The following is a 20,330-nucleotide window of genomic DNA, read 5'->3' as shown; positions in this document are numbered from 1 at the left end:
GGTCTACGGAATGTAGGAATCGATATTCTCTTCGGTGAGGTAGATCGCATCCACCGTCACGCGGCGGTTGGCTGGCAGCTTCTTGTCGACGGCGCGTACCGCCATCTGTACCGCCTGATAACCGATGGCGTGGGCGGCTTGCACCACCAGGCCAGTCACCGCGCCGCTTTGCAGGCCTTCAATCAGCTGGTCGGTGACGTCGACCCCGATGTAGGTCACTTGCCCGGCCAGACGCTGTTCGCGCAACGCCGCCAGCACACCCATGCTGGTGGCTTCGTTGGGTGCGAACACGCCCTGGAATTTTCCCTTCTGGGCAACGAAGGCGGATGAGGCATTGACGAAGGCTTCGCCATACACGGCGCCGAGATAGCCGCCATCGATCACCTGCAAGCCCTTGCGGGTAGCGGCTTCGGCGAATCCGTTCTCGCGCTGATCGGTGGTCTGCCAGCCCTGCTTCATGCGAAACAGCAGCACCGTGCCCTTGCCTTTCAGGCTCCTGGCCATCGCCTCGCCGGCCAGTTGTCCTGCCTTGTAGTTGTCGCTGCCGACCATGCCGGTGGGCGATGGTGCGCCAAGATTGCGGTCCACGTAGATGACCGGGACACCGCTGCGTTGCAGCTTGCCCACCGCCAGCGCCATGTCGGCTGAACCGGGCGCGATCACCAGGGCTTTGCAGCCGCGCTGCTTGACCATCTCCAGCACCGTGGTCTGGATGCCGGCCTGGTTTTCTTCCTGCGGGCCGCGAAAATAAATCTCGTAACCCAGCGCCTTGCCGGCTTCGACGGCGCCGCTATGGACGCCCTTCCAGAAGATGCCACCGCCGCCACTGGGAATGAAACCGATGCAGCCTTTAGCCTGCACGCCGGCAGAAGCCGCTAGCAACAAGCAAGCTACCGTGAGTTGGAGAGACCATGTTTTTATCATCTCCCCATCCTGATACTTACCGGGCTGAACGTCAAGTGAGTGCAGCGAGCAGCAGATTAAAATCGACCGGTTTAGTCAGGTGCTGGTCGAAGCCGGCGGCGCTGGAGCGCTCCTTGTCGGACGGCGTGCCCCAGCCGGTCAGCGCGATGATGCGGGCGCCGGCCATGCCTTCCATGCCGCGCAAGGCCAGCGCTGCGTCGTAACCGCTGATGTCGGGCAAGCCGATGTCTAGAAACACCACCTGCGGCAAGTGCACCGCCGCGCTGCTCAGCGCCGACGCACCGCTGTGCGCCACCTGCACTTGATGGCCGCTGAATTCCAGTAGCGCGCCCAAGGTTTCGGCGGCGTCGATATTATCGTCCACCACCAGCACCCGCAGGCCGCTTGCCTTCGGCGCAGATGCCGGCGCCACCACCGGCTGCTCGATAGCGACGTCCTGCTCGGGTAGTGGCAGCCACACCGTGAAGCGGCTGCCTTGGCCAACGCCGTCGCTGTCCGCACGCACGCGGCCATGGTGCAGCTGCACCACCTGCCGCACCAGATTCAGTCCCACGCCCAAGCCGCCTTGCGCCATCTCCTGGCCGGCTGGCGCCTGCGCGTACATATCGAACACCGAAGACAGCAACTGCGGCTCGATACCAATACCGTTATCCGATACAGTAAGCACCACTTCACGATCCGCCACGCGGCCGGAGAGTTCGATGTGGCCGCCGTTTGGCGTGTACTTGGCCGCGTTGTTCAGCAGATTACTCAGCACCTGCGCGATGCGATGACGGTCCACCTCCAGCATCAGCGGCGCCGATGGCAGATGCAGCGACAATTGGTGCGCGCCTTTGTTCATCAGCGGCGTGCTGATTTCGACCGCATCGCTGACCACATCGGCCAGCGGCACGCGCTCCTGCCGCAGCGTGACCTTGCCTTCCGCCAGCCGCGCGATATCGAGCAGGTCGTCGACCAGATGCACCATGTGATCGACCTGCCGCAGCATCATTCCTTGCAGGTCGCCGGCTGTGGCGCCTGCCGGCCGCGCCGCCATCAATTCCAATCCGGCACGGATCGGCGCCAGCGGATTGCGCAACTCGTGCGCCAGCGTGTACAGGAATTCGCTCTGGCGCTGGTTCTTCTCGGTCAGTTCGCCAGCCAGGCGTTGCAGCTTCATCTCGGCGTGCTTGTGGTTGGTGATATCGAGACTGATACCATCGAAGCGCGTCGGTTGGCATTGGTCGTCGACGTCGCACCAGCCGACGATACGCAACCAGCGCGGCGCCGTTTCGGTGCCGGCAGCGGCGGTGATGCGGAACTCCACATCCAGCGGCACGCCGTCGCGCAATGCGCGCGTGATGCCATCCGCGAGACGGTTGCGATCCTCGTTGTCCACCACCGCCAATAGCTGTTCTATCGACAGCGTGTCCTGCCCCGCCAGACCAAGGTGCACCGCCATCTGTGGATTGATGCGCAGCGCGTCGAACGGCGCGTCCGCATGCCACACGCCGATATCGCCGGCGCCGGCCACGCGGGCAAAGCGTTCCTGCAGCATCTTGCGGGTGTTGATGTCGATGACGGTGCCGACAAAGCCGGCCGGCTTGCCATCGTCGCCCATGCGCGGCATGCCGGCATCGATGCACCAGCGATAAACGCCGTCGTGACGGCGCAGCCGCAGATCCGCCGAATACGGCGTGCCGGCTGCGCGCGCGGCGTCAAAGGTCTGACGAACGCGCTCCATATCGTCGGGATGCACGTTATCCAGCCAGCCGACGCCAAGATCCTGTTCCGGTGTGCGGCCCGTGTAGTCGTACCAGCGCTGGCTCAGATAAGTGGTCTGGCCATCGGCGTCGGTGGTCCACAAGATGACCGGCGAAGCGTCGATCAGCGCGTGGAAATAAGCCTCGCGCAGCAAGCCATCCTGCCGCTGCTGTTCGCGTTCACGCGCCAGCGTGACCTGGCGCAGCACCCGCGCCAGCAGCTCATTCGTGGAAAATGGCTTGACCAGGTAATCGTCGGCGCCCGCCTGCAAGCCTTCGATCTTGGCTTCTTCGCCGGCGCGCGCGGACAGCAGGATCACCGGCAGATGGCGCACCGCTTCGGTGGCGCGAATGCGGGCGATCAGGCCGAAGCCGTCCAGCCTTGGCATCATCACGTCGCTCAGCAGCAGGTCGCATGGATATAGCAGCAGATGCTCGAAGGCCGCTTCGCCGTCGGCGCTCACCGTTACATCCGCATGCGGATCGAGCAGCGACTTCAGATAGGCGCGCATGTCGTTGTTATCGTCGGCGATCAGGATGCGTGGGCGGTGCTGGAGCGGCCCGCTCACCTCGCCGTCGCCATCGTCGCGGAGCGCCACTGGCTTGTTTTCGTCTTCATCCGGCAGCCAGCGCAGCGCTTCTTCTACAAACGCGGCGCCGGTACGCGGCGTGCCGCTGCTGGCCAGCGCCGGATCGGCATCCAGCGCCACCACGCGCTCCGCCGGCAAATGCGCATGGCCGAACGGGATATCGACATCAAACTGCGTACCCTCGCCCACCACGCTCTGTACCGCGATCTGGCCACCGTGCAGGCGCACCAGTTCCTGAATCAGCGCCAGGCCGATGCCGCTGCCTTCATAGGTGCGTCCCGGTGCGCCTTCGATGCGGTGGAAGCGCTCGAAAGTGCGCGGCAGTTCGTGCGCCGGAATGCCGCCGCCGGTGTCGCGCACCGACAGTCGCACCATGCCGGCGTGCTCGCGCAGCGTCAGCGTCACTTCGCCGGCCAGCGTGAATTTAAAGGCGTTCGACAGCAGGTTGAAGACGATCTTCTCCCACATATCGCGATCCACATAGACTGGCTCCGCCAGCGGCGGCAAGTCCAGCGTGTAGCGCAAGCCGCCCTTGATCATGGCCGATTCAAACACGCCGGCCAGTTCCACCGTCAGCCGCGCCAGATCCACCGGCTGGTAGCTGGCCTGCACACGGCCGGCCTCGATGCGCGAGAAGTCCAGCAGCGAATTCACTAGTTTAAGCAGGCGCAATGCGTTGCGGTGCGTGGTTTCGATGCGTCGGCGCTGTTCCGGCGACAGGCCATCGTTGGCCAGCGCGTCATCCAGCGGGCCGAGAATCAGCGTCAGCGGAGTGCGGAATTCGTGCGAGACGTTGGAGAAGAACGCAGTCTTGGCGCGATCGATGCGCGCCAGTTCCTCGGCGCGGCGCTGCTCCTGCTCATATGCGGTGACGTTGCCGACGGCCGTATTGAAGGCCGCATTCAGCAAGGCGTAGAAGTTGCGGTACTCCTCATCCACCGCGCGTCGCGCGCTGACGCCGGCCACCAGAAAGCCGAACACCTCCTGCTGGCCCGGCAGGCTGACCGGCAGCACCAACGCGGAATTGGGCGCTTCTTCATATGGGCCGCACGGCGTGGCGCCGAAATGCGCCGCCAGACCATCGACCTGCAACGCCTTGCCGCCGGCAGCGACCTGGGCGAACGGCCAGCATTCATCATCCATCGGCGTCTGTTGCGGCGCCAGCGCGCTGCCGGCGGTGATGCCGGCGCTGCCGCGCAAATGCAACTGGCCGCTGCCCTCGTCGCGCTGGTAGAACAGCAGGAATGGCACATCCAGCGATAGCTGCTCGTATTGGCCGGCCAGGTCGCGGCCGATGTCGGCCACCGTGCGTGCGTCAACGATAGCGGCGCTGAGGTCGCGCAGGCTTTGCGAACGGCGCACGTTCAACACCTGCGCGGTGGTTTCGGTGATCGGATGGAAGATGCCGCCCACTTCGCCAGATTCGTCGCGGATCGGCGAGAACGAGAAGGTCATGAACGCTTCTTCCAGATAGCCGTCGCGGTCCAGGAACATGCGCTGGTCCTTGATGTAGGTGCCCTCGCCCTGTTGCGCGCGGTCGAACTTGTCGCCGACCACCGGCAAGGCCGTGGCCCAGCACACCTTGAACGGCTCGCCCATCGACGCCGGATGCTTGCCGCCGCAGATCGGGCGGTAAGCGTCGTTATAGATCTGGATGAATTCCGGTCCCCACGCCACCAGAATCGGGAAGGTCGAGGACAGGCACAGGCTGACCGTGGTGCGCAAACTCTGCGGCCAGGCGTCAATCGGTCCCAACGGCGTGCGCGACCAGTCAATGGTAGCAATCAGGGCTGCCATCTCGCCACCGCCCGCAAGCCAGTTGATATCGGACGAAGTGTTGAGCGGCAGTGAGGATGGCATAGAAGAATAATCGGTGAATTGAACCAATTATTTTACGCGACAACATCCGCCCTGCATCGCACTATTTGCTCAGGCCTCAACAATCGGCGCAAAGCGTGGCACGCGCTTGCCGTCCACTTCGATTTCCTCGAAGAACACGGCGCGCGGACGGCACCAGATGCTGCCGTTTGCCGCGCGGTAGACGATCAGCGGCGTCAAATCGGACTCCATCGTGGCCTCGCAGACCAATTCGTATTCGCCGCCTTTGTAGTGTTTGAATCGCATGGTGTGCCTCCCTGGAATAAAAGACGGCATTCTACCTGCCGCCGCCCTGTCTTTGAACTGTTAAAATTCTGCCATGAACACGACGACCATTACCCAATTCCGCCTTCAGTCCCCGACACCCGAATACGACCATCCGCGTGAAGAGCGCCGGCTGGAGGGCAATCCGCAGCGTACGACGTGGAATCATTTCACCAGCGCCAGCAACGAGGTTAACGCGGGCATCTGGGCCTGCGAACGGGGTAGCTGGCGCATCGCTTTTGCCGACAACAAGGACGAGTATTTCTACGTGCTGGAAGGCCGTTGCCGCGTCATCGACGAACAGGGCAACGCCGCCGAAGCCGGGCCCGGCGACGCCATGGTCATCCCCGCCGGGTTCAAGGGTGTGTTTGAAGTGGTCGAACCGGTCCGCAAGCACTACGTGATTATCGACCGCGCGGCCTGATCACGGAACGATGGTCACGAACAGGTAGACCGCAAAAATCGTCAGCAAGATCGTGCCCTGCATAATCGTGGTCCGGCCGCCGGTCAGCGACAGCGAGGTGACGATCAGCGACAGCAGCAACAGCACCGTCGACTTGATGTCGATGCCCAGCGTCAGCGTCCAGCCATTCATCAACGCCACAATCGCCACGCAAGGAATCGTCAGGCCGATGCTGGCCAGGGCCGAGCCCAGCGCCAGATTAAGGCTGGTTTGCAGCCGATTGGCACGCGCGGCCTGGAAGGCGGCAATGCCTTCCGGCAGCAGCACCACGGCCGCGATGATGATCCCCACCAGCGCTTTCGGCGCGCCCATCTTCAGCACGGCCGCTTCCAGCGACGGTGACAAGGATTTGGCCAGCAGCACCACGGAACCCAGGCAAGCCAGCAGCAAAGCGCCGCTGATCCAGGCCATGCGCGACGAGGCCACCGGCGCATGCTCATCCTCGGCGGCCGTGCCTTCCTGCGGCAGGAAGTATTCGCGATGGCGCACCGTCTGCACCAGCACAAACGTGCCGTACAGGACCAGCGAAATCACCGCGATGAAAATCAGCTGGCTGCTGTTGTAAGACGGACCGGGCGTGGTGATGGTGTAATTCGGCAGCACCATGGTCAGCACCGAAATCGCCGCCAGCGTCGCCAGCGCGGCCGACACGCCGGTGGCCGTAAAACTTTGCTCGCCATGGCGTTCGCCTCCGGCCAGCAGACAAAGTCCGACCATCCCGTTCAAGATCAGCATGACCGCCGCATACACGGTATCGCGCGCCAGCCCGGTGGTTTCGGCGCCGCCCGCCACCATCAGCGAGACGATCAGCGCCACCTCGATCGAAGTCACCGCCACCGCCAGCACCAGCGTGCCGAACGGTTCACCGATCTTGTGCGCCACCACTTCGGCATGGAACACCGCCGCCAGCACGCCGCCGAACAGACAGGCGGCCAGCACCACCAGCATCAGCGCCGAAGGCGCGCCCTCCCCGCCGAAAAGCGACTTTCCGCCGATGGCCAGCCACCCCAGCACGGGCGCAGCGATGGTCCAGATAGGAAGAGTGGATTGTATTTTCATGTGCGAGGCTCACTGTGATGACAGCGGCAACCTTAGCACAGATAGCAAACTTTTCCGCTTCAGGATTCCAGCCGCCGGGCGATGGCGACCAGCCGCGGGCGTACTTCGTCCAGCAAATATTCCTGCGAAATGCTGGACGACGGCCCGCCGCAGTTGATCGACATGCGCTGCCCACCCGATATCGGCATGAAGCTGACGGCGATGCCGTTGATGTCCTGCTGCCATTCGCCGAACGAGGTGGCGCAGCCGAACTCCGCTTCATCGTGCAGCGCGCGCGCCACGCCTTGCTGCATGCTGTCGTAGACCGTGTCGTCCAGCTCCCGGCTGCGGCTGAGTATTTCCTGCCGCTCCGCTTCCGACGCCTTGGCCAGATAAGCCCGCCCGATCGCCGAGGCCGCCAGTTGCAGCCGCGCGCCGACCTGTAGCGACAGTGACAGCGCCGCCGTGCTACGGCACACATCCACATAAATCATCGACAGCCGGTCGCGCACGGCGATGGCGACCGTGGTGCCGGTCGAGTCGGCCAGCGCCTGCATCATCGGCCGCGCCAGTTCGCGGATGTCCAGTCCTTGCAGCATGGTGCTACCCAACCGCAGCGTGGCCGTGCCCAGCACGTATTTGTGATTGGCGTCCTGCGCCAGATAGCCGAGCCGGGTCAGCGTGTAGGTGATGCGCGTGATGGTCGACTTCGGCAAGCCGCAGCGTTCGGCAATCTGCTGGTTGCTCAGCCCCTTATCGGCCACGCGGAAGCATCCCAGCACGTCCAGTCCGCGCGCCAGTGCCGTGATGAAATACCGTTCTTCCAGACCTGCCTGCATCGCCATTCCCTGTTGTAAAAAAACCATTTGCCCGGCTTTTAAAAATGCCGTACGCTCGTGCTATTCCATTTTACACAATACAGTTTCACACAGCAAAACTAACTATAATGATGGAGACACGATGGAGTTATTCCTGCAACAGGTCCTCAATGGACTGACGTTGGGCGGCGTCTATTGCCTGGTGGCGCTGGGCCTGACGCTGGTCTATGGCATCCTGCATGTGCCCAACTTTGCCCATGGCGCGTTCTACATGGCGGGCGCCTATGCCGCCTTCTTCCTGATTGAGCGGCTGGGCTTCAACTACTGGCTGGCGATGGCCGGCGCGGCGGTGGCCGTGGCGCTGCTGTCCGTGCTGGCGGAGCGGCTGGTGTTCCATCCGCTGCGCAACGCTCCCTACCTGCACCACATGATTGCGTCGATCGGCATCCTGCTGTTTCTGGAGTCCGGGGCGCAGGCGCTGTGGGGTGCGGACTTCCATCGCATGGCCACGCCCTACTCCCAGATCCTGTCCTTTGGCGATGTCACCCTGCCGGCGCAGCGGCTGCTGATTATCGTGGCGGCGTTCGTGCTGGTGCTGCTGTTGCAGCTATTCCTGAAGAAGACCATCACCGGCGCTACCATCGTCGCCATGGCACAGAACCGTGACGGCGCGGCGCTGGTCGGCATCGACGCCAACCGGGTGGCAATGCTGACCTTTGCCATCGCCGGCGTACTGGCTGCGATGGCGGCCGTACTGTATGCGCCGATCAACCTGGTTTACAGCTCGATGGGGCATCTGGTGATTACCAAGGCCTTCGTGATCATCGTGCTGGGCGGCATGGGCAGCGTGCCGGGTGCGATTGCTAGCGGGCTGATCATCGGCTTTGCCGAGTCCTTCGGCGCGTTCTATATCTCCACCGACTACAAGGACATCATTGCTTTTGTACTGCTGGTGGCGATTCTGTCGCTGCGTCCGGAAGGCCTGTTCCGCAAAGGAGCGTACTGATGAACGCCAAAATCGGCTGGAGCGCGCTGCTGGCGCTGGGTCTGGCCTTCCCTTTCATAGCCGGCAATGACTATCACCTGACCGTGATGTCGACCGCCTATATCTATGCGATTGCCACCGTCGGCCTGAACCTGATCACCGGCTATACCGGCCAGTTCAACCTGGCGCACAGCGGTTTTATGGCAGTCGGCGCGTACACGGTTGGCATCCTGACCGTGGATTACCAGGTGCCGTTCTGGATCGCATTCGCGCTGTCCGGCGTGGTGGCGGCCGGCATCGGCTTCTTCGTCGGCCTGGTCTCGCTGCGCCTGAAGACCCATTTCTTCTCGATCTTTACCATGTGCGTCGGCTACATCATGTTCCTGCTGATCGAGAAATGGGACAGCCTGACCCACGGCACCGGCGGCATCGTCGGTATTCCGGCGCCGGAGTCCGTGTTCGGCCTCGACTTCTCCGAGCCGCGCACGCAATACTATCTGGTGCTGCTATTTCTGGCGCTGAGCATGTGGATCATGCACCGCATCGTCAACTCGCTGCTGGGCCGCACCTTTGTGGCGATCCGCAACGGCGACGACCTGGCGCAGGCGCTCGGCATCAACCTGATGCGCAACAAGCTGCTGGCCTTCATGCTGTCCGTGTTCTTTGCGGGTCTTGCGGGCGGGCTGTATGCCGGCTACGTGCGCTTCCTCGGGCCGGAGCTGGCCAGCGTCGAGCATACCTTCGACATGACGATGTATATGCTGATCGGCGGCATCGGCACCATGGCCGGCCCGCTGCTCGGTGCGATCAGCATGCCGTGGCTGACGCAGCAGTTGCAGTTCCTGCAAGACTACCGCTTCGTGGTGTTCGGTCCGCTGTTGGTGGCGCTGGTGATTTTCCTGCCGCATGGCATCGTCGGCACGTGGATGGCGCGCCGCAAGCGCAAGGCGGCGCAACAGGTGACCGCGCCGCCGGTGCGCCTGGCCGCCAACAAAGGAGTGCGCCGTGCTTGAGCTGACTTCCGTGACCAAGCGCTTCGGCGGGCTAACCGCCGTCAACGGTATCAGCGTCGGCTTCGAGCGCGGCACGATCAACGCCATCATCGGCCCGAATGGCGCCGGCAAGACCACCTTCTTCAACCTGATCAGCGGCGCGATGCCGCTCAGCGAAGGCCGCATCGTCATCGATGGCCGCGATGTCACCGGCCTGCGGGCCGACCAGATGGCGCGCATCGGCGTCGGCCGCACCTTCCAGTCCACCACGCTGTTCGACAACGCCAGCGTACTGGACAACCTGATCGTCGGCCACCGCCTGCGCACCCGCTCCAACCTGCTGGACGTGGTATTCGGCACGCGCCGCCTGCGCGACGAGGAAGCCGCCTGCCGCCGCAAGGCCCGCGAGGCGCTGGACTTCGTCGGCCTGGCGCACATCGAGGCGCGGCTGGCGGGCGACATTTCACAGGAAGAACGCAAACGCGTCGCCTTCGCGCTGGCCCTGGCCACCGATCCCACGCTGCTGTTGCTGGATGAGCCGGCCGGCGGCGTCAATCCCGAGGAAACCGTGGGCCTGGCCGACCTGATCCGCAAAATGAAGCGCAGCGGCCTGACCATCTGCCTGATCGAACACAAGATGGACATGATCATGAACCTGGCCGACAAGATCCTGGTACTGAACTACGGCGAAAAGATCGCCGAAGGCACGCCGGCCGAAGTCCGCGCCAATCCGGTGGTCATCGAAGCCTACCTGGGGAGCGACCATGCTCACTCTTGACAAGGTATCGCTGTCCTACGGCAGCTTCCAGGCGCTGCACGGCGTCGACATTCACGCCGACGAAGGCGAACTGGTGGTGCTGCTGGGCGCCAACGGCGCCGGCAAGAGCTCCATCTTCCACGCCATGAGCGGCTTGCGGCGCGCCAGCGGCGGCAGCATCCGCTTCGGTGGACGCGAACTGGTCGGCCGCAAGCCATCGCAGATTGTCGAGGATGGCCTGGTGCACTGCCCGGAAGGACGCAAACTGTTCCCCGGCATGTCGGTGCTGAAGAACCTGACGCTCGGCGGCTACGTCCACCGGCGCGACAGCAAGGGCAGCCAGCGCCTGCTCGACGAAGTGTTCGCGCTATTCCCCATCCTGCATGAGAAGAAGGATTGTCCGGCCGGGTCGCTATCCGGCGGCCAGCAACAGATGGTGGCCATCGGCCGCGCGCTGATGGGGCGGCCCAAGGCGCTGCTGCTGGACGAGCCATCGCTGGGGCTGGCGCCGCTGGTAGTCAAGCAGATGTTCGAGATCATCGCCCGCATCAATAAAGCTGGCACTACCGTGCTGCTGGCGGAACAGAACGCCTATGCGGCGCTGAATATCGCCAGCCGCGCGTACGTCATCGAGCAAGGCCGGATCGTACTGGAAGGAAGTCGTGAAGAATTGCTCGGCAACGAGCAAGTGCGCAAGGCCTATATCGGCGCCTAGCATTGTGGTCATACTTATAATTAAGGAGACGTACCATGTACCAATTCACCCGCTTCAAAGCAGTAGCGCTCGTGCTGAGCCTGGCCGTCAGCGGCGCACATGCGCAGGACACCATCAAGATCGGCTATTCCGGACCGCTGAGCGGCGGCGCCGCGCTGTATGGCAAAAGCGTGCTGAACGGCATGCAGATGGCTGCCGCCGAAATCAACGCTGCGCCGGTCGAGATCGGCGGCAAGCGCTACAAGGTCGAGATCGTCGCGCTGGATGACAAATACAACCCTAGCGAGACCGGCATCAACCTGCAACGCCTGGTGCAGCAGCATCAGACCGCCGCCGTGCTGGTGCCGCACTCGGGCGGCGTGTTTGCAGCGCAGGCCACCAATGAAAAGCTGAAGGTACTGCTGCTGGCGTACACCAGCCTGCCCGCCGCGACCGAGCGCGGCAACAAGCTCACGGTGCGCATTCCGCCCGACTTCACCACTTATATTGCGCCGTTCATCAAAGCGTCGATGAGCAAGTACGGCAAGAACGTGGCGCTGGCGCAGGCCGATCATGACTATGCAAAGGCCTGGTCGGCTGCCTTCAAGCCGGCGTGGGAAGCGGCCGGCGGCAAGGTGGTGGCGGATAACCCGATGTCATATAACAAGGCGGCCGACTTCTACAGCGGCGTCAGCCGCGTGATCCAGGCCAAGCCGGATGTGCTGTTCATCGGCGGTGCGTCGGAACCGACCGCACTGGTGGCCAAGCAGGCGCGTGAATTGGGCTTCAAGGGCGCATTCATCGTGCTGGACCAGGCCAAGCTGGATGAAATGGCCAAGATCACCGGCGGCTACAACACACTGGAAGGCGCGGTCGGCGTAATGCCGATGAGCGGCGACGACCGGCCGGATGCGGTTGCCTTCACCACGCGCTATCGCAAGCTGAACGAAGGGAAAGACCCCAGCAGCGAAGTGGCGCTGAACTACACGGCGGTGCACGCCACCATTGCGGCGATGAAGTTGGCCGGCACCGTCAGCGACGCCATCGCCATTCGCGCGCAGATGGACCAGGCCTTCCGCAAGCTGCCGGGGCAATACAATCCGGCCAGCGTGGAAGGACTGGACGCCAAGGGTGGCAGCATCGTCAACGCCATTGTGGCATCGGTGGAAAACGGCAAGCTGAAAGGCCAGCTGCTGCGCTCTAACGCCGCCGGCCAATAGCGTTACAGTCCCTTGAACGCCACCGTCAGCATGTGCTGCACGATGGCGTCGTCGCTCATCTTGCTGAATTTGCTCAGGAATTCCACGGCGGGATCGCAGGTGCGGGCGTAGTAGCTGAACAGGATGACGTCGCTCGGCAAGGCGGCGTTCAGGTCGCCGTCCTTTTGCGCCTGCTTGACCAGCGCTTCCAGCTGGCGGTTCAGCTTGACCACGCGCAGCATGTACTTCACGTTGCGCATCAACATATCGCGCACATGCGCACTGGTCGACGGCAGGAATGGCAAGCCGCCGCCCAGCCGCACCCGCAACGCCCACTCCAGCAGGGCCGACAGTTTCTGCACCGGCGTTAGCGCCGCATCCATCGCCGCCATCTGATCGATGGCGCCATCCAGCAGGCGGATCATCGCCTCGCCCACCAATTCTTCCTTGGATTTGAAGTGCTTATACAGGCTGGGTTTGGAGATGCCAACCGCGCCGGCCACATCGTCCATGGTCATCAGGTCATAGCCCTTGCTGCCCAGTACCGAGGTGGTCGCGTCCAGGATGGCGCTCTCGCGCAGTTTGAAGGCCTGGTCTTTGAAGCTGAATTTGGAAAGAATACTCATTGGTACGTTTCGCTACTAATCAGTAGCGTTTCTGATTTGTTAGTAGTAATATTAGCACACCGGTAGCTAAATAGACGGTCGCCCGTCTAAAACAACCATGCAAACGCAACGCAAGCAACGTATCGCCATCGTCGGTGCCGGCATTTCCGGCTTGGCCGCCGCCTACTTCCTGCAACGCCGCCACGACGTGGTGCTGTTTGAAGCGGGCAGCTATCTGGGCGGCCATGCCAATACGCTCGACATCAAGGTCGAAGGCCAGCATTGCGCGGTGGACACCGGTTTCCTGGTCTATAACGAGAAAACCTATCCGAACCTGATCGCCCTGCTGGATGAGCTGGGCGTGGAGAGCATCGCCAGCGATATGTCGTTTGGCGTTTCCATGGACGGCGGCGCACTGGAATGGGCCGGCACCAATCTCGATACGGTGTTCGCCCAGCGCCGCAACGCGGTCTCGCCGGCATTCCTCGGCATGCTGCGCGATATCCTGCATTTCAATGGTCATGCCGAGGAATTCCTGCTGCGCAGTTCGGCTGATGGCGCCACGCTGGGCGAGCTGCTGACGCGCCAAGGGTACGGCCGCCTGTTCCGCGACGGCTACCTGCTGCCGATGGCGGCTGCCATCTGGTCCAGTTCGCCAAGCGATATCCTGGCGTTTCCGGCGGCGACCTTCCTGCGTTTTTGCCTGAATCATGCGCTGTTGCAGGTCAACGACCGGCCGCAATGGCGCACCGTGCGCGGCGGCTCGCGCAATTACGTACGGGCGATTGCCGGCACGCTGGCCGATTACCGGTTGAATACGCCGGTGCAGTCGCTGCGCCGCGTTGGCAGCCAGGTGCTGGTCGATAGCGGCACACAAACGGAAATCTTTGACGCGGTAGTGCTGGCCACCCATGCGCCGGCCACGCTGGCCATGCTGTCCGACGCCAGCGCCGATGAGCGCGCTATCCTCGGTGCGGTGCGCTATCAGCCCAACACCGCCTGGCTGCACACTGATGCGCGCCTGATGCCGCAGCGGCGCAAAGTCTGGTCGGCATGGAATTATCTGTCGACGCAGCAGGCCGATGGCAGCCGCCCGGTATGTGTCAGCTACTGGCTGAACCAGCTGCAAAGCCTGCCATTCAGTACGCCGGTCGTGGTCACGCTCAATCCGCCGACGCCGCCTGCGGCCGATACCGTGCTGGCGCGCTTTGAATACGATCATCCGATCATGGACCAGCCAGCCATCGACGCCCAGCAGGCGCTGGCGCGCATCCAGGGCGTCAACGGTCTGTGGTATGCCGGCGCCTGGACCGGATACGGTTTCCATGAAGATGGCCTGAAGTCCGCGCTGCGCATCGCCGCCGCCTTCGACGCCGCACCGGCCTGGATGTCCCTGCCATGAAGTCGCCAGCAGCCCAACTGGTCCACGCCCGCGTGATGCATGCGCGCTTGCGGCCGGTCTTTCACCGCTTCGTCTACCCGGTGTTTTATGTACGGGTGAACCTGGCGCGGCTGGATGATTGCCAGTCGGCCTGGTTCGGCGTCAACCGCCGCCGCCCGCTGTCGATCCGCACCCGCGACTACGGTCCGCGCGACGGCAGCGATCTGCAACAGTGGATGCGCGCGCTGCTGGCTACGCACGGCATCAAGGCCGATGGCGAAATCTGGCTGCAAACTTTTCCGCGCGTCTTTAGCTATGTGTTCAATCCGGTCAGTTTCTGGCACTGCTATGACGCCAGTGGCCGCCTGTGTGCGGTGCTGGCCGAGGTCAACAACACTTTCGGCGAAACCCATCGCTACCTGCTGCAACTGGACCGCAACGCCCACGGCGCCTGCCAGAAGCAGATGCACGTCTCGCCATTCTGCGAAACGCGTGGCAGCTACCGCTTCCGCTTCCGCCTGAATGCCGAGCGTGCCCATTCCGCCATCGACTACTACGACGAGCAAGGTCTGCTGATCCGCACCACGCTGTCCGGCCAGGCGCAGCCTATGACGAGCGCCGCCGCAGCGGCCGCCCTGTTGCGCTATCCGCTGCTGGGACTGGGCATCGTCTTCCGCATTCACTGGCAGGCGCTGCGGCTGTGGCTGAAGGGCGTGCCCTTCTTCGGCAAGCCGCCGCGTTCCATTCCCCATATCACCGTCCACGAGGAGCCGCTCCCATGAGTCAAACGCTGTCGACCACCACGCAGGCCGCTCCCGCCGCCGCGCGGGTGTTCCTGAATCTGCTGGGCCGCATCCGTCTCGGCCATCTGGAACTGATCACGCCTGACCATACGCGCATGGTATTTGGCAACGCCCACGCCGGGCCCGGCGCCACGCTGGAAGTGCACGACTGGCGCGCTTGCGGCCGCATCCTGCGCGCCGGTGATATCGGTCTGGCCGAAGCATGGGCCGCCGGCTGGGTCAGCAGCCCGGATCTGGTCGCGCTGCTGCGGCTGGCATTGTTAAATGAGGCGGCGCTGGAGCCGGCGCTGTTTGGCGGCTTGCTGGCGCGGTGCTGGTATCGCCTGCGCCATTGGCTGCGGCCGAACACCCGCAACGGCAGTCGTCGCAACATTCACAGCCACTACGACATCGGCAACGACTTTTACCGGCTGTGGCTGGACCCGAGCTGGACGTATTCCGCCGCCATCTTTGACGGCGATTACAGCCAGCCGCTGGAACAGGCGCAGCACCGCAAATACCAGCGCATCATCGACACGCTGGGGTTGCACGCGGGCGATCGTGTGCTGGAAGTTGGTTGCGGCTGGGGTGGATTTGCCGAACAGGCGGCGCGCCAGGGCATCCATGTGCATGGCGTGACGATCTCGCCGTCACAACTGGAAATCGCGCGCGGTCGTATCGATGCCGCCGGCCTGGGCAAGCTGGCGCAACTGGAACTGCGCGACTACCGCGACATCGACGGCACTTATGACGCGGTGGTGTCTATTGAGATGTTTGAAGCGGTGGGCGAGCGCTACTGGTCGGAATATTTCGACACACTGGCAGCGCGCCTGAAACCCGGCGGCCAGGCACTGGTGCAGTCAATCACGATTGACGAGAGCCATTTCGAACGCTATCGCAGCACGGCTGACTTCATCCAGGAGTACATCTTCCCTGGCGGCATGCTGCCGAGCGTGGAACGTTTTGAGCAGCACGCCGCCGACGCCGGCCTGTGCTGCACGGAACACTTCGCTTTCGGCCGCGATTATGCCGAAACACTGCGCCGCTGGCGCACGGCCTATCACGCCACCGCTGCGCAATCGAGCGCGCTCGGCCTCGACACCCATTTCATGCGCATCTGGGACCTGTATTTCGCATACTGCGAAGCTGCATTCGACGAGGGCCGGACCGATGTTGTTCAATTCCACCTGCACAAAGCCTGACCGCCGGCGCCTGCTGTGCGCGTCGCTGCTAGCCGGCATGATGATCAGCTTGATCGCCGTCGCACCGCCCGCAGCAGCGGACTCAGCGCAATGGCGTACAACGCTGCCGCAAGCGCAAGCGCTCGGCAGCGGCGACATGACGTGGTTCGGCCTGCGCATCTACCGCGCCACCTTGTGGTCGGCCAGCAAGCCATTCGACGCTGCCCAGCCCTTCGCGCTCCAGCTCAGCTACTACCGGCACATCAGCCGCCAGCGGCTGGTCTCTACCAGCATGGATGAAATCCGCCGCCTCAGCCGCGCTCCGCTGCCGACCGCCACGCTGGCACGCTGGGAAGCGCTGCTGACATCAGCCTTTGTCGACGTCAGCGAAGGCGACGAACTGATCGGCGTGTACCTACCAGGCCACGGCATGCAACTGTACGACCGACAACGCCTGCTAGCCGACCTGGACGACGAAGCCCTCGCCCGCGCCTTCTTCGACATCTGGCTCAATCCAGACAGCCGCGACAACAAGCTGCGCCAGCGCCTGACCGGAGCCACGCCATGAGCAACGCAGCCTACGGCCTGTTAGGCGCACCGCTGGCCATGGCCGCGCTGCCGTTGTTCGTGCAACTGCCAGCCTACTACGCCACCCATCTCGGTATGGCGCTGGCACCGCTGGGCGTCGTACTATTCGCCGCGCGCCTGATCGACATGCTGCAAGACCCACTGCTCGGCCACCTGCTCGACCGCGCACCAGCCCAACGCCGACGCTGGATGACGCTCGGCGCCGGCATACTGGTGCTGGCATTCGCCGCGCTGTGGCTGCCACCTGCCAGCGTGCCGACCGGCGCATGGCTGGCGCTCATGCTGGTGATAGCCTACGGCGCGCACAGCCTGGTCAACATCGCCTACCTCGCCTGGGGCGCACAGCTAAGCGGCACCATCGGCGCAGTGGCATGGCGCGAAGGCTTGGGACTGGCCGGCATGCTGACCGCCAGCCTCATCCCCGCCGCCATTCTGGCAGGTGAACCTGCACAGATTCGCCCACGTCTTGCCGCCTACAGCCTGGCCTTCGCCGTGCTGATGGCCGTAGCCATGTTCGCCCTGCTGCGCCATGCGCCCGCCGCACAACAGCGCCACGCCTCGTCCGGCTGGCATGACACCTGGCGCGCACTGTCCAGCAACCGCCCACTGCGTGGGTTACTGCTGCCGTACTTCCTGAATGCGCTGTCGGTCGCGATACCGGCAACACTAGCCTTGTTCTACATCGCCGACCAACTGGGCGCGTCACAACTATCCGGCATCTTCCTGGCCTGCTATTTCGGCGCCGCCGCCTGCGGCCTCCCGGCCTGGACCGCGTTGGCACGCAAATGGGGACCGCTACGCTGCTGGCGGCTGGGCATGCTGTTATCGGTGGCCGGCTTCTGCGGCGCCGCAGTGCTCGGCAAAGGCGACCTGATTCCCTACGCGGCAGTGTGCATCGCCGCTGGCGCCGCGCTGGGCGCCGACCTCGCGCTGCCGCCGGTGATGCTAGGCCAAGCGCTGGGCGACCGACTAGGCGCTGGCTTCGGCCTGTTCACCCTGCTCGGTAAACTGGCGCTGGCCATCGCCGGCCTCACGCTGCCACTGCTGGCGTGGCTCGGCTACACGCCCGGCCATGGCGGCGGCGCCAGCCTGGTGGTCGCCTATGCCGTGCTGCCCTGCGTCTTCAAACTGCTGGCGATGGCCACATTGGGTCGCTACACCGCCTACGTACCAGTCACCACCGGGAGTACGACATGAAACGCTGGCTTCCAACTTTGCTGGCAATCCTGCTGGCCGGCTGCGCTGGTCCCGACGTCCAGCAATACCGGGCGGCGACACCGGTGCTGGACCCGGCCGATTACTTTGAAGGCGTCACCGACGCCTGGGGCATATTCCAGAAGCGCAATGGCGAGGTGACTAAACGCTTCCACGTCGAAATAACCGGCAGTCGGCAACAAGACACGCTGACGCTGGACGAACACTTCCGCTACGACGACGGCACCACGCAACAGCGCGTCTGGCGGCTGGTGCGCGACGGCGACAAGAACGGCGAGCAACGCTGGCGCGGTACGGCCGCCGATGTCAAAGGCGAAGCGCAAGGCACGGCAGCCGGCAACGCGCTGCGCTGGCAATACACGCTTTTGCTGCCAGTGGACGGCACCACCTACGAAATGCAATTCGACGACTGGATGTTTCTGATCGACCGCTGCACCATGGTCAACCGCGCCAGCATGCGCAAGTTCGGCATCGAGTTCGGCCAGGTGACACTGATGTTCCGGAGGCGCGCATGCAACCCTTGAACGCTCCTATCCGCGACTGGACTGGCCTGCGCGTATGGATCATCGGCGCTTCCAGCGGCATTGGCGCGGCGCTGGCCACCGAAGCGCTGCAAGCCGGCGCCCGCGTCGCGCTGTCGGCACGGCGCGCAGACCGCTTGCACGCCGTCGCCGGCGAGCATCCACAAGCACTGGTGGAACAATTCGACATTCTGGACCACGGTGCCTGGAACCAGCGCCATACGCACATCTGCGACACCTTCGGCGGCGTCGACCTGATCATCTTCTGCGCAGCCGATTACCGCCCCGAACGCAGCTGGGAAGTCGATCCCGAGCGCGCTGGGCAGACATTGGCAACCAATCTGGGCAGCGTCTACACCGGCCTGGCAACCGTGTTGCCGGCGATGCTGGCGCGCGGCAACGGCAGCATCGCCATCGTCGCCAGCGTGGCCGGCTACTTCGGCCTGCCCAACGCCAGCGTCTACGGCCCTACCAAGGCCGCCCTGATCAACCTGGCAGAATTGCTGTACGTCGACTTGCGTCCACGCGGACTCAACGTCTACCTGATCAATCCCGGCTTCGTGCAGACGCCGCTGACGGCCAAGAACGAATTCACCATGCCAGCACTGCAAACCCCGACCGAAGCAGCACGCGCAATCCGCCACGGCATCACCGCCGGACGCTTCGAAATCCACTTCCCACGCCGCTTCACATTGGCGATGAAGCTGGTACGCTGGCTACCTTACCGCCTGAGGTTCCCTTTGGTATCACGACTGGTTCGACCATGATCAACAGACTTGAGCCCTTGCTCACCTGGTACGCCGCACTAACGCCGCACAACCTGCACCGGACGGTGGAGTTTTACGCCGTCGACGCCCATTTCCGCGATCCGTTCAATGACGTACGCGGCATCGGTGCGATCGAAGCCATCCTGCGCCATATGTTCGAGCACACCGACAACCCGCACTTCATTATTGGCGAACGCATCGTGCAAGCAGAGCGGGCGTTTGTGACGTGGACGTTTGTCTGCACGCTGCGCGGGCACACATATGAAATCGCCGGCGGCACGCATTTCCACTTCAATGCGGACGGTCTGGTCACGCTGCACCGCGATTATTGGGACGCCGCCGAAGAACTGCTGCAGAAGCTGCCACTGGTCGGCGCGCCGATCCGCTGGCTGCGGCGGCGCTTCGCCGTTAAAGTGGATTAAGCCCAGCGGTCGGCCACGAACCAGCCGGCCGTTGCGGCGGCGGCAGTCAGAAAGCCGCCCCATGCGATATCCACCAGCGACAAGCCCAGCGGCCAAGCCTTGAGGATCGAATAATTGGTCAGGTCATAAGTGCCGTAAGCTATCAAGCCCAGTACCAGACCATGCAGCGCCGCCGTCTGCCAGCTGATAGCGCGCAAGCCGGGCGCCACCGCCAGAAACACCACGCCGAGCGCATAGACCAAATAAAACGCGGACGCTGCGGCGATGCGCGGCTGCGGCAGCATCAGTTCGCCCAGCGCCTCCTTGTAGGCAGACGCCATGTACAGGCCGATCCACAACGCGTCCAGCACCAGCAGCACCAGCAAGGCGCCGCCATACGCAAACAACCATTGCTGCACACTCAGTGCCTGAACTTGCGCGGATGCCGACATGGTAGAGCCTCAGTGGAAGATAAGTTAAGCCCATACTAGCCGATATCAATGTCGCCGTTCCGTCCGCCACATCACATTTCATACCTTTGCCTT

21 protein-coding genes are annotated in these 20,330 nt (G+C 63.6%); 14 read left to right on the top strand and 7 right to left on the bottom strand.

Going from position 1 to position 20,330, the window contains the following annotated elements:
• Positions 1-3 precede the first annotated feature (3 nt).
• The 3 genes from GTP69_RS00985 to GTP69_RS00975 all read right to left on the bottom strand — a co-directional run bounded on the left by GTP69_RS00985 (position 4) and on the right by GTP69_RS00975 (position 5,380).
• Positions 4-882: a substrate-binding domain-containing protein gene (locus GTP69_RS00985; protein ID WP_161053122.1), complete on the bottom strand. Its 879-nt coding sequence runs from the start codon at positions 880-882 to the stop codon at positions 4-6.
• A gap of 73 nt (positions 883-955) precedes the next feature.
• Positions 956-5,116 (bottom strand): ATP-binding protein, encoded by a 4,161-nt coding sequence (locus tag GTP69_RS00980; RefSeq protein ID WP_202424252.1) that lies wholly within the window; start codon positions 5,114-5,116, stop codon positions 956-958.
• Between the two features lie 69 nt (positions 5,117-5,185).
• Complete coding sequence (locus tag GTP69_RS00975) at positions 5,186-5,380, bottom strand: DUF1653 domain-containing protein (protein WP_161053121.1); 195 nt, start codon at positions 5,378-5,380, stop codon at positions 5,186-5,188.
• Between the two features lie 73 nt (positions 5,381-5,453).
• Between GTP69_RS00975 and GTP69_RS00970 the strand changes: the two genes are divergently transcribed.
• A complete protein-coding gene (locus GTP69_RS00970; protein ID WP_161053120.1) occupies positions 5,454-5,822 on the top strand; it encodes a cupin domain-containing protein in 369 nt (122 codons plus the stop codon).
• Here the strand turns inward: GTP69_RS00970 and GTP69_RS00965 are convergent, their stop codons facing one another.
• Both GTP69_RS00965 and GTP69_RS00960 read right to left on the bottom strand, forming a co-directional pair.
• A complete protein-coding gene (locus tag GTP69_RS00965) occupies positions 5,823-6,920 on the bottom strand; it encodes a calcium:cation antiporter (protein ID WP_161053119.1) in 1,098 nt (365 codons plus the stop codon).
• 59 nt (positions 6,921-6,979) lie between these two features.
• Positions 6,980-7,765, bottom strand: a complete 786-nt coding sequence (locus tag GTP69_RS00960; RefSeq protein ID WP_229260745.1) for an IclR family transcriptional regulator — start codon at positions 7,763-7,765, stop codon at positions 6,980-6,982.
• A 94-nt stretch (positions 7,766-7,859) separates the two neighbouring features.
• On the opposite strand from GTP69_RS00960, the gene GTP69_RS00955 reads away from it, so the two are divergent.
• Genes GTP69_RS00955 through GTP69_RS00935 form a run of 5 tightly spaced genes read left to right on the top strand, consistent with a single transcriptional unit; the run spans position 7,860 to position 12,365 of the window.
• Positions 7,860-8,723 carry a branched-chain amino acid ABC transporter permease gene (locus GTP69_RS00955; RefSeq protein WP_161053118.1) on the top strand — a complete coding sequence of 288 codons (864 nt, stop codon included), beginning with the start codon at positions 7,860-7,862 and terminating at the stop codon, positions 8,721-8,723.
• Positions 8,723-9,715, top strand: a complete 993-nt coding sequence (locus tag GTP69_RS00950; RefSeq protein WP_161053117.1) for a branched-chain amino acid ABC transporter permease — start codon at positions 8,723-8,725, stop codon at positions 9,713-9,715. The genes GTP69_RS00955 and GTP69_RS00950 overlap by 1 nt, the downstream gene beginning before the upstream one ends.
• Positions 9,708-10,472, top strand: coding sequence for an ABC transporter ATP-binding protein (locus tag GTP69_RS00945; RefSeq protein ID WP_161053116.1), 765 nt, complete (start codon positions 9,708-9,710; stop codon positions 10,470-10,472). Before GTP69_RS00950 ends, GTP69_RS00945 begins: the two co-directional genes overlap by 8 nt.
• A complete protein-coding gene (locus GTP69_RS00940; RefSeq protein WP_161053115.1) occupies positions 10,459-11,166 on the top strand; it encodes an ABC transporter ATP-binding protein in 708 nt (235 codons plus the stop codon). Before GTP69_RS00945 ends, GTP69_RS00940 begins: the two co-directional genes overlap by 14 nt.
• Positions 11,167-11,201: 35 nt before the next feature.
• Positions 11,202-12,365, top strand: a complete 1,164-nt coding sequence (locus tag GTP69_RS00935) for an ABC transporter substrate-binding protein (RefSeq protein ID WP_161053114.1) — start codon at positions 11,202-11,204, stop codon at positions 12,363-12,365.
• A 2-nt stretch (positions 12,366-12,367) separates the two neighbouring features.
• Here the strand turns inward: GTP69_RS00935 and GTP69_RS00930 are convergent, their stop codons facing one another.
• Positions 12,368-12,970, bottom strand: a complete 603-nt coding sequence (locus GTP69_RS00930; RefSeq protein WP_161053113.1) for a TetR/AcrR family transcriptional regulator — start codon at positions 12,968-12,970, stop codon at positions 12,368-12,370.
• A gap of 97 nt (positions 12,971-13,067) precedes the next feature.
• Here GTP69_RS00930 and GTP69_RS00925 point away from each other — a divergent pair, with 97 nt between their 5' ends.
• The 8 genes from GTP69_RS00925 to GTP69_RS00890 are packed head-to-tail and all read left to right on the top strand — an operon-like array spanning position 13,068 to position 19,806.
• Positions 13,068-14,351 carry an NAD(P)/FAD-dependent oxidoreductase gene (locus tag GTP69_RS00925; protein ID WP_161053112.1) on the top strand — a complete coding sequence of 428 codons (1,284 nt, stop codon included), beginning with the start codon at positions 13,068-13,070 and terminating at the stop codon, positions 14,349-14,351.
• Entirely contained in the window at positions 14,348-15,112 is a 765-nt protein-coding gene (locus GTP69_RS00920; RefSeq protein ID WP_161053111.1) for a DUF1365 domain-containing protein, read from the top strand. Before GTP69_RS00925 ends, GTP69_RS00920 begins: the two co-directional genes overlap by 4 nt.
• The gene (locus tag GTP69_RS00915; protein WP_161053110.1) at positions 15,109-16,314 is read left to right on the top strand and encodes an SAM-dependent methyltransferase; all 1,206 of its coding nucleotides are present in this window, start codon (positions 15,109-15,111) and stop codon (positions 16,312-16,314) included. The genes GTP69_RS00920 and GTP69_RS00915 overlap by 4 nt, the downstream gene beginning before the upstream one ends.
• Complete coding sequence (locus GTP69_RS00910) at positions 16,283-16,861, top strand: chalcone isomerase family protein (protein WP_161053109.1); 579 nt, start codon at positions 16,283-16,285, stop codon at positions 16,859-16,861. The genes GTP69_RS00915 and GTP69_RS00910 overlap by 32 nt, the downstream gene beginning before the upstream one ends.
• On the top strand, positions 16,858-18,078 hold the full coding sequence (locus GTP69_RS00905) for an MFS transporter (RefSeq protein ID WP_161053108.1): 1,221 nt from the start codon (positions 16,858-16,860) through the stop codon (positions 18,076-18,078). Before GTP69_RS00910 ends, GTP69_RS00905 begins: the two co-directional genes overlap by 4 nt.
• Positions 18,075-18,620, top strand: a complete 546-nt coding sequence (locus GTP69_RS00900; RefSeq protein WP_161053107.1) for a DUF3833 domain-containing protein — start codon at positions 18,075-18,077, stop codon at positions 18,618-18,620. Before GTP69_RS00905 ends, GTP69_RS00900 begins: the two co-directional genes overlap by 4 nt.
• The gene (locus tag GTP69_RS00895) at positions 18,608-19,384 is read left to right on the top strand and encodes an SDR family NAD(P)-dependent oxidoreductase (protein ID WP_161053106.1); all 777 of its coding nucleotides are present in this window, start codon (positions 18,608-18,610) and stop codon (positions 19,382-19,384) included. The genes GTP69_RS00900 and GTP69_RS00895 overlap by 13 nt, the downstream gene beginning before the upstream one ends.
• Positions 19,381-19,806, top strand: a complete 426-nt coding sequence (locus GTP69_RS00890; protein ID WP_202424251.1) for a nuclear transport factor 2 family protein — start codon at positions 19,381-19,383, stop codon at positions 19,804-19,806. The genes GTP69_RS00895 and GTP69_RS00890 overlap by 4 nt, the downstream gene beginning before the upstream one ends.
• On the opposite strand, the gene GTP69_RS00885 is transcribed toward GTP69_RS00890, so the two are convergent.
• Positions 19,803-20,237, bottom strand: a complete 435-nt coding sequence (locus GTP69_RS00885; protein WP_202424250.1) for a DUF2177 family protein — start codon at positions 20,235-20,237, stop codon at positions 19,803-19,805. The two genes, GTP69_RS00890 and GTP69_RS00885, sit on opposite strands and share 4 nt — an antisense overlap.
• Between the last annotated feature and the right edge of the window lie 93 nt (positions 20,238-20,330).

The sequence above is a fragment of the Duganella levis genome (genome assembly GCF_009857605.1).
Classification (GTDB): Bacteria; Pseudomonadota; Gammaproteobacteria; order Burkholderiales; family Burkholderiaceae_D; genus Rugamonas; species Rugamonas levis.
The sequence above is the reverse complement of the archived record's forward strand: the minus strand, read 5'-3'. Positions and strand labels throughout refer to the sequence as shown.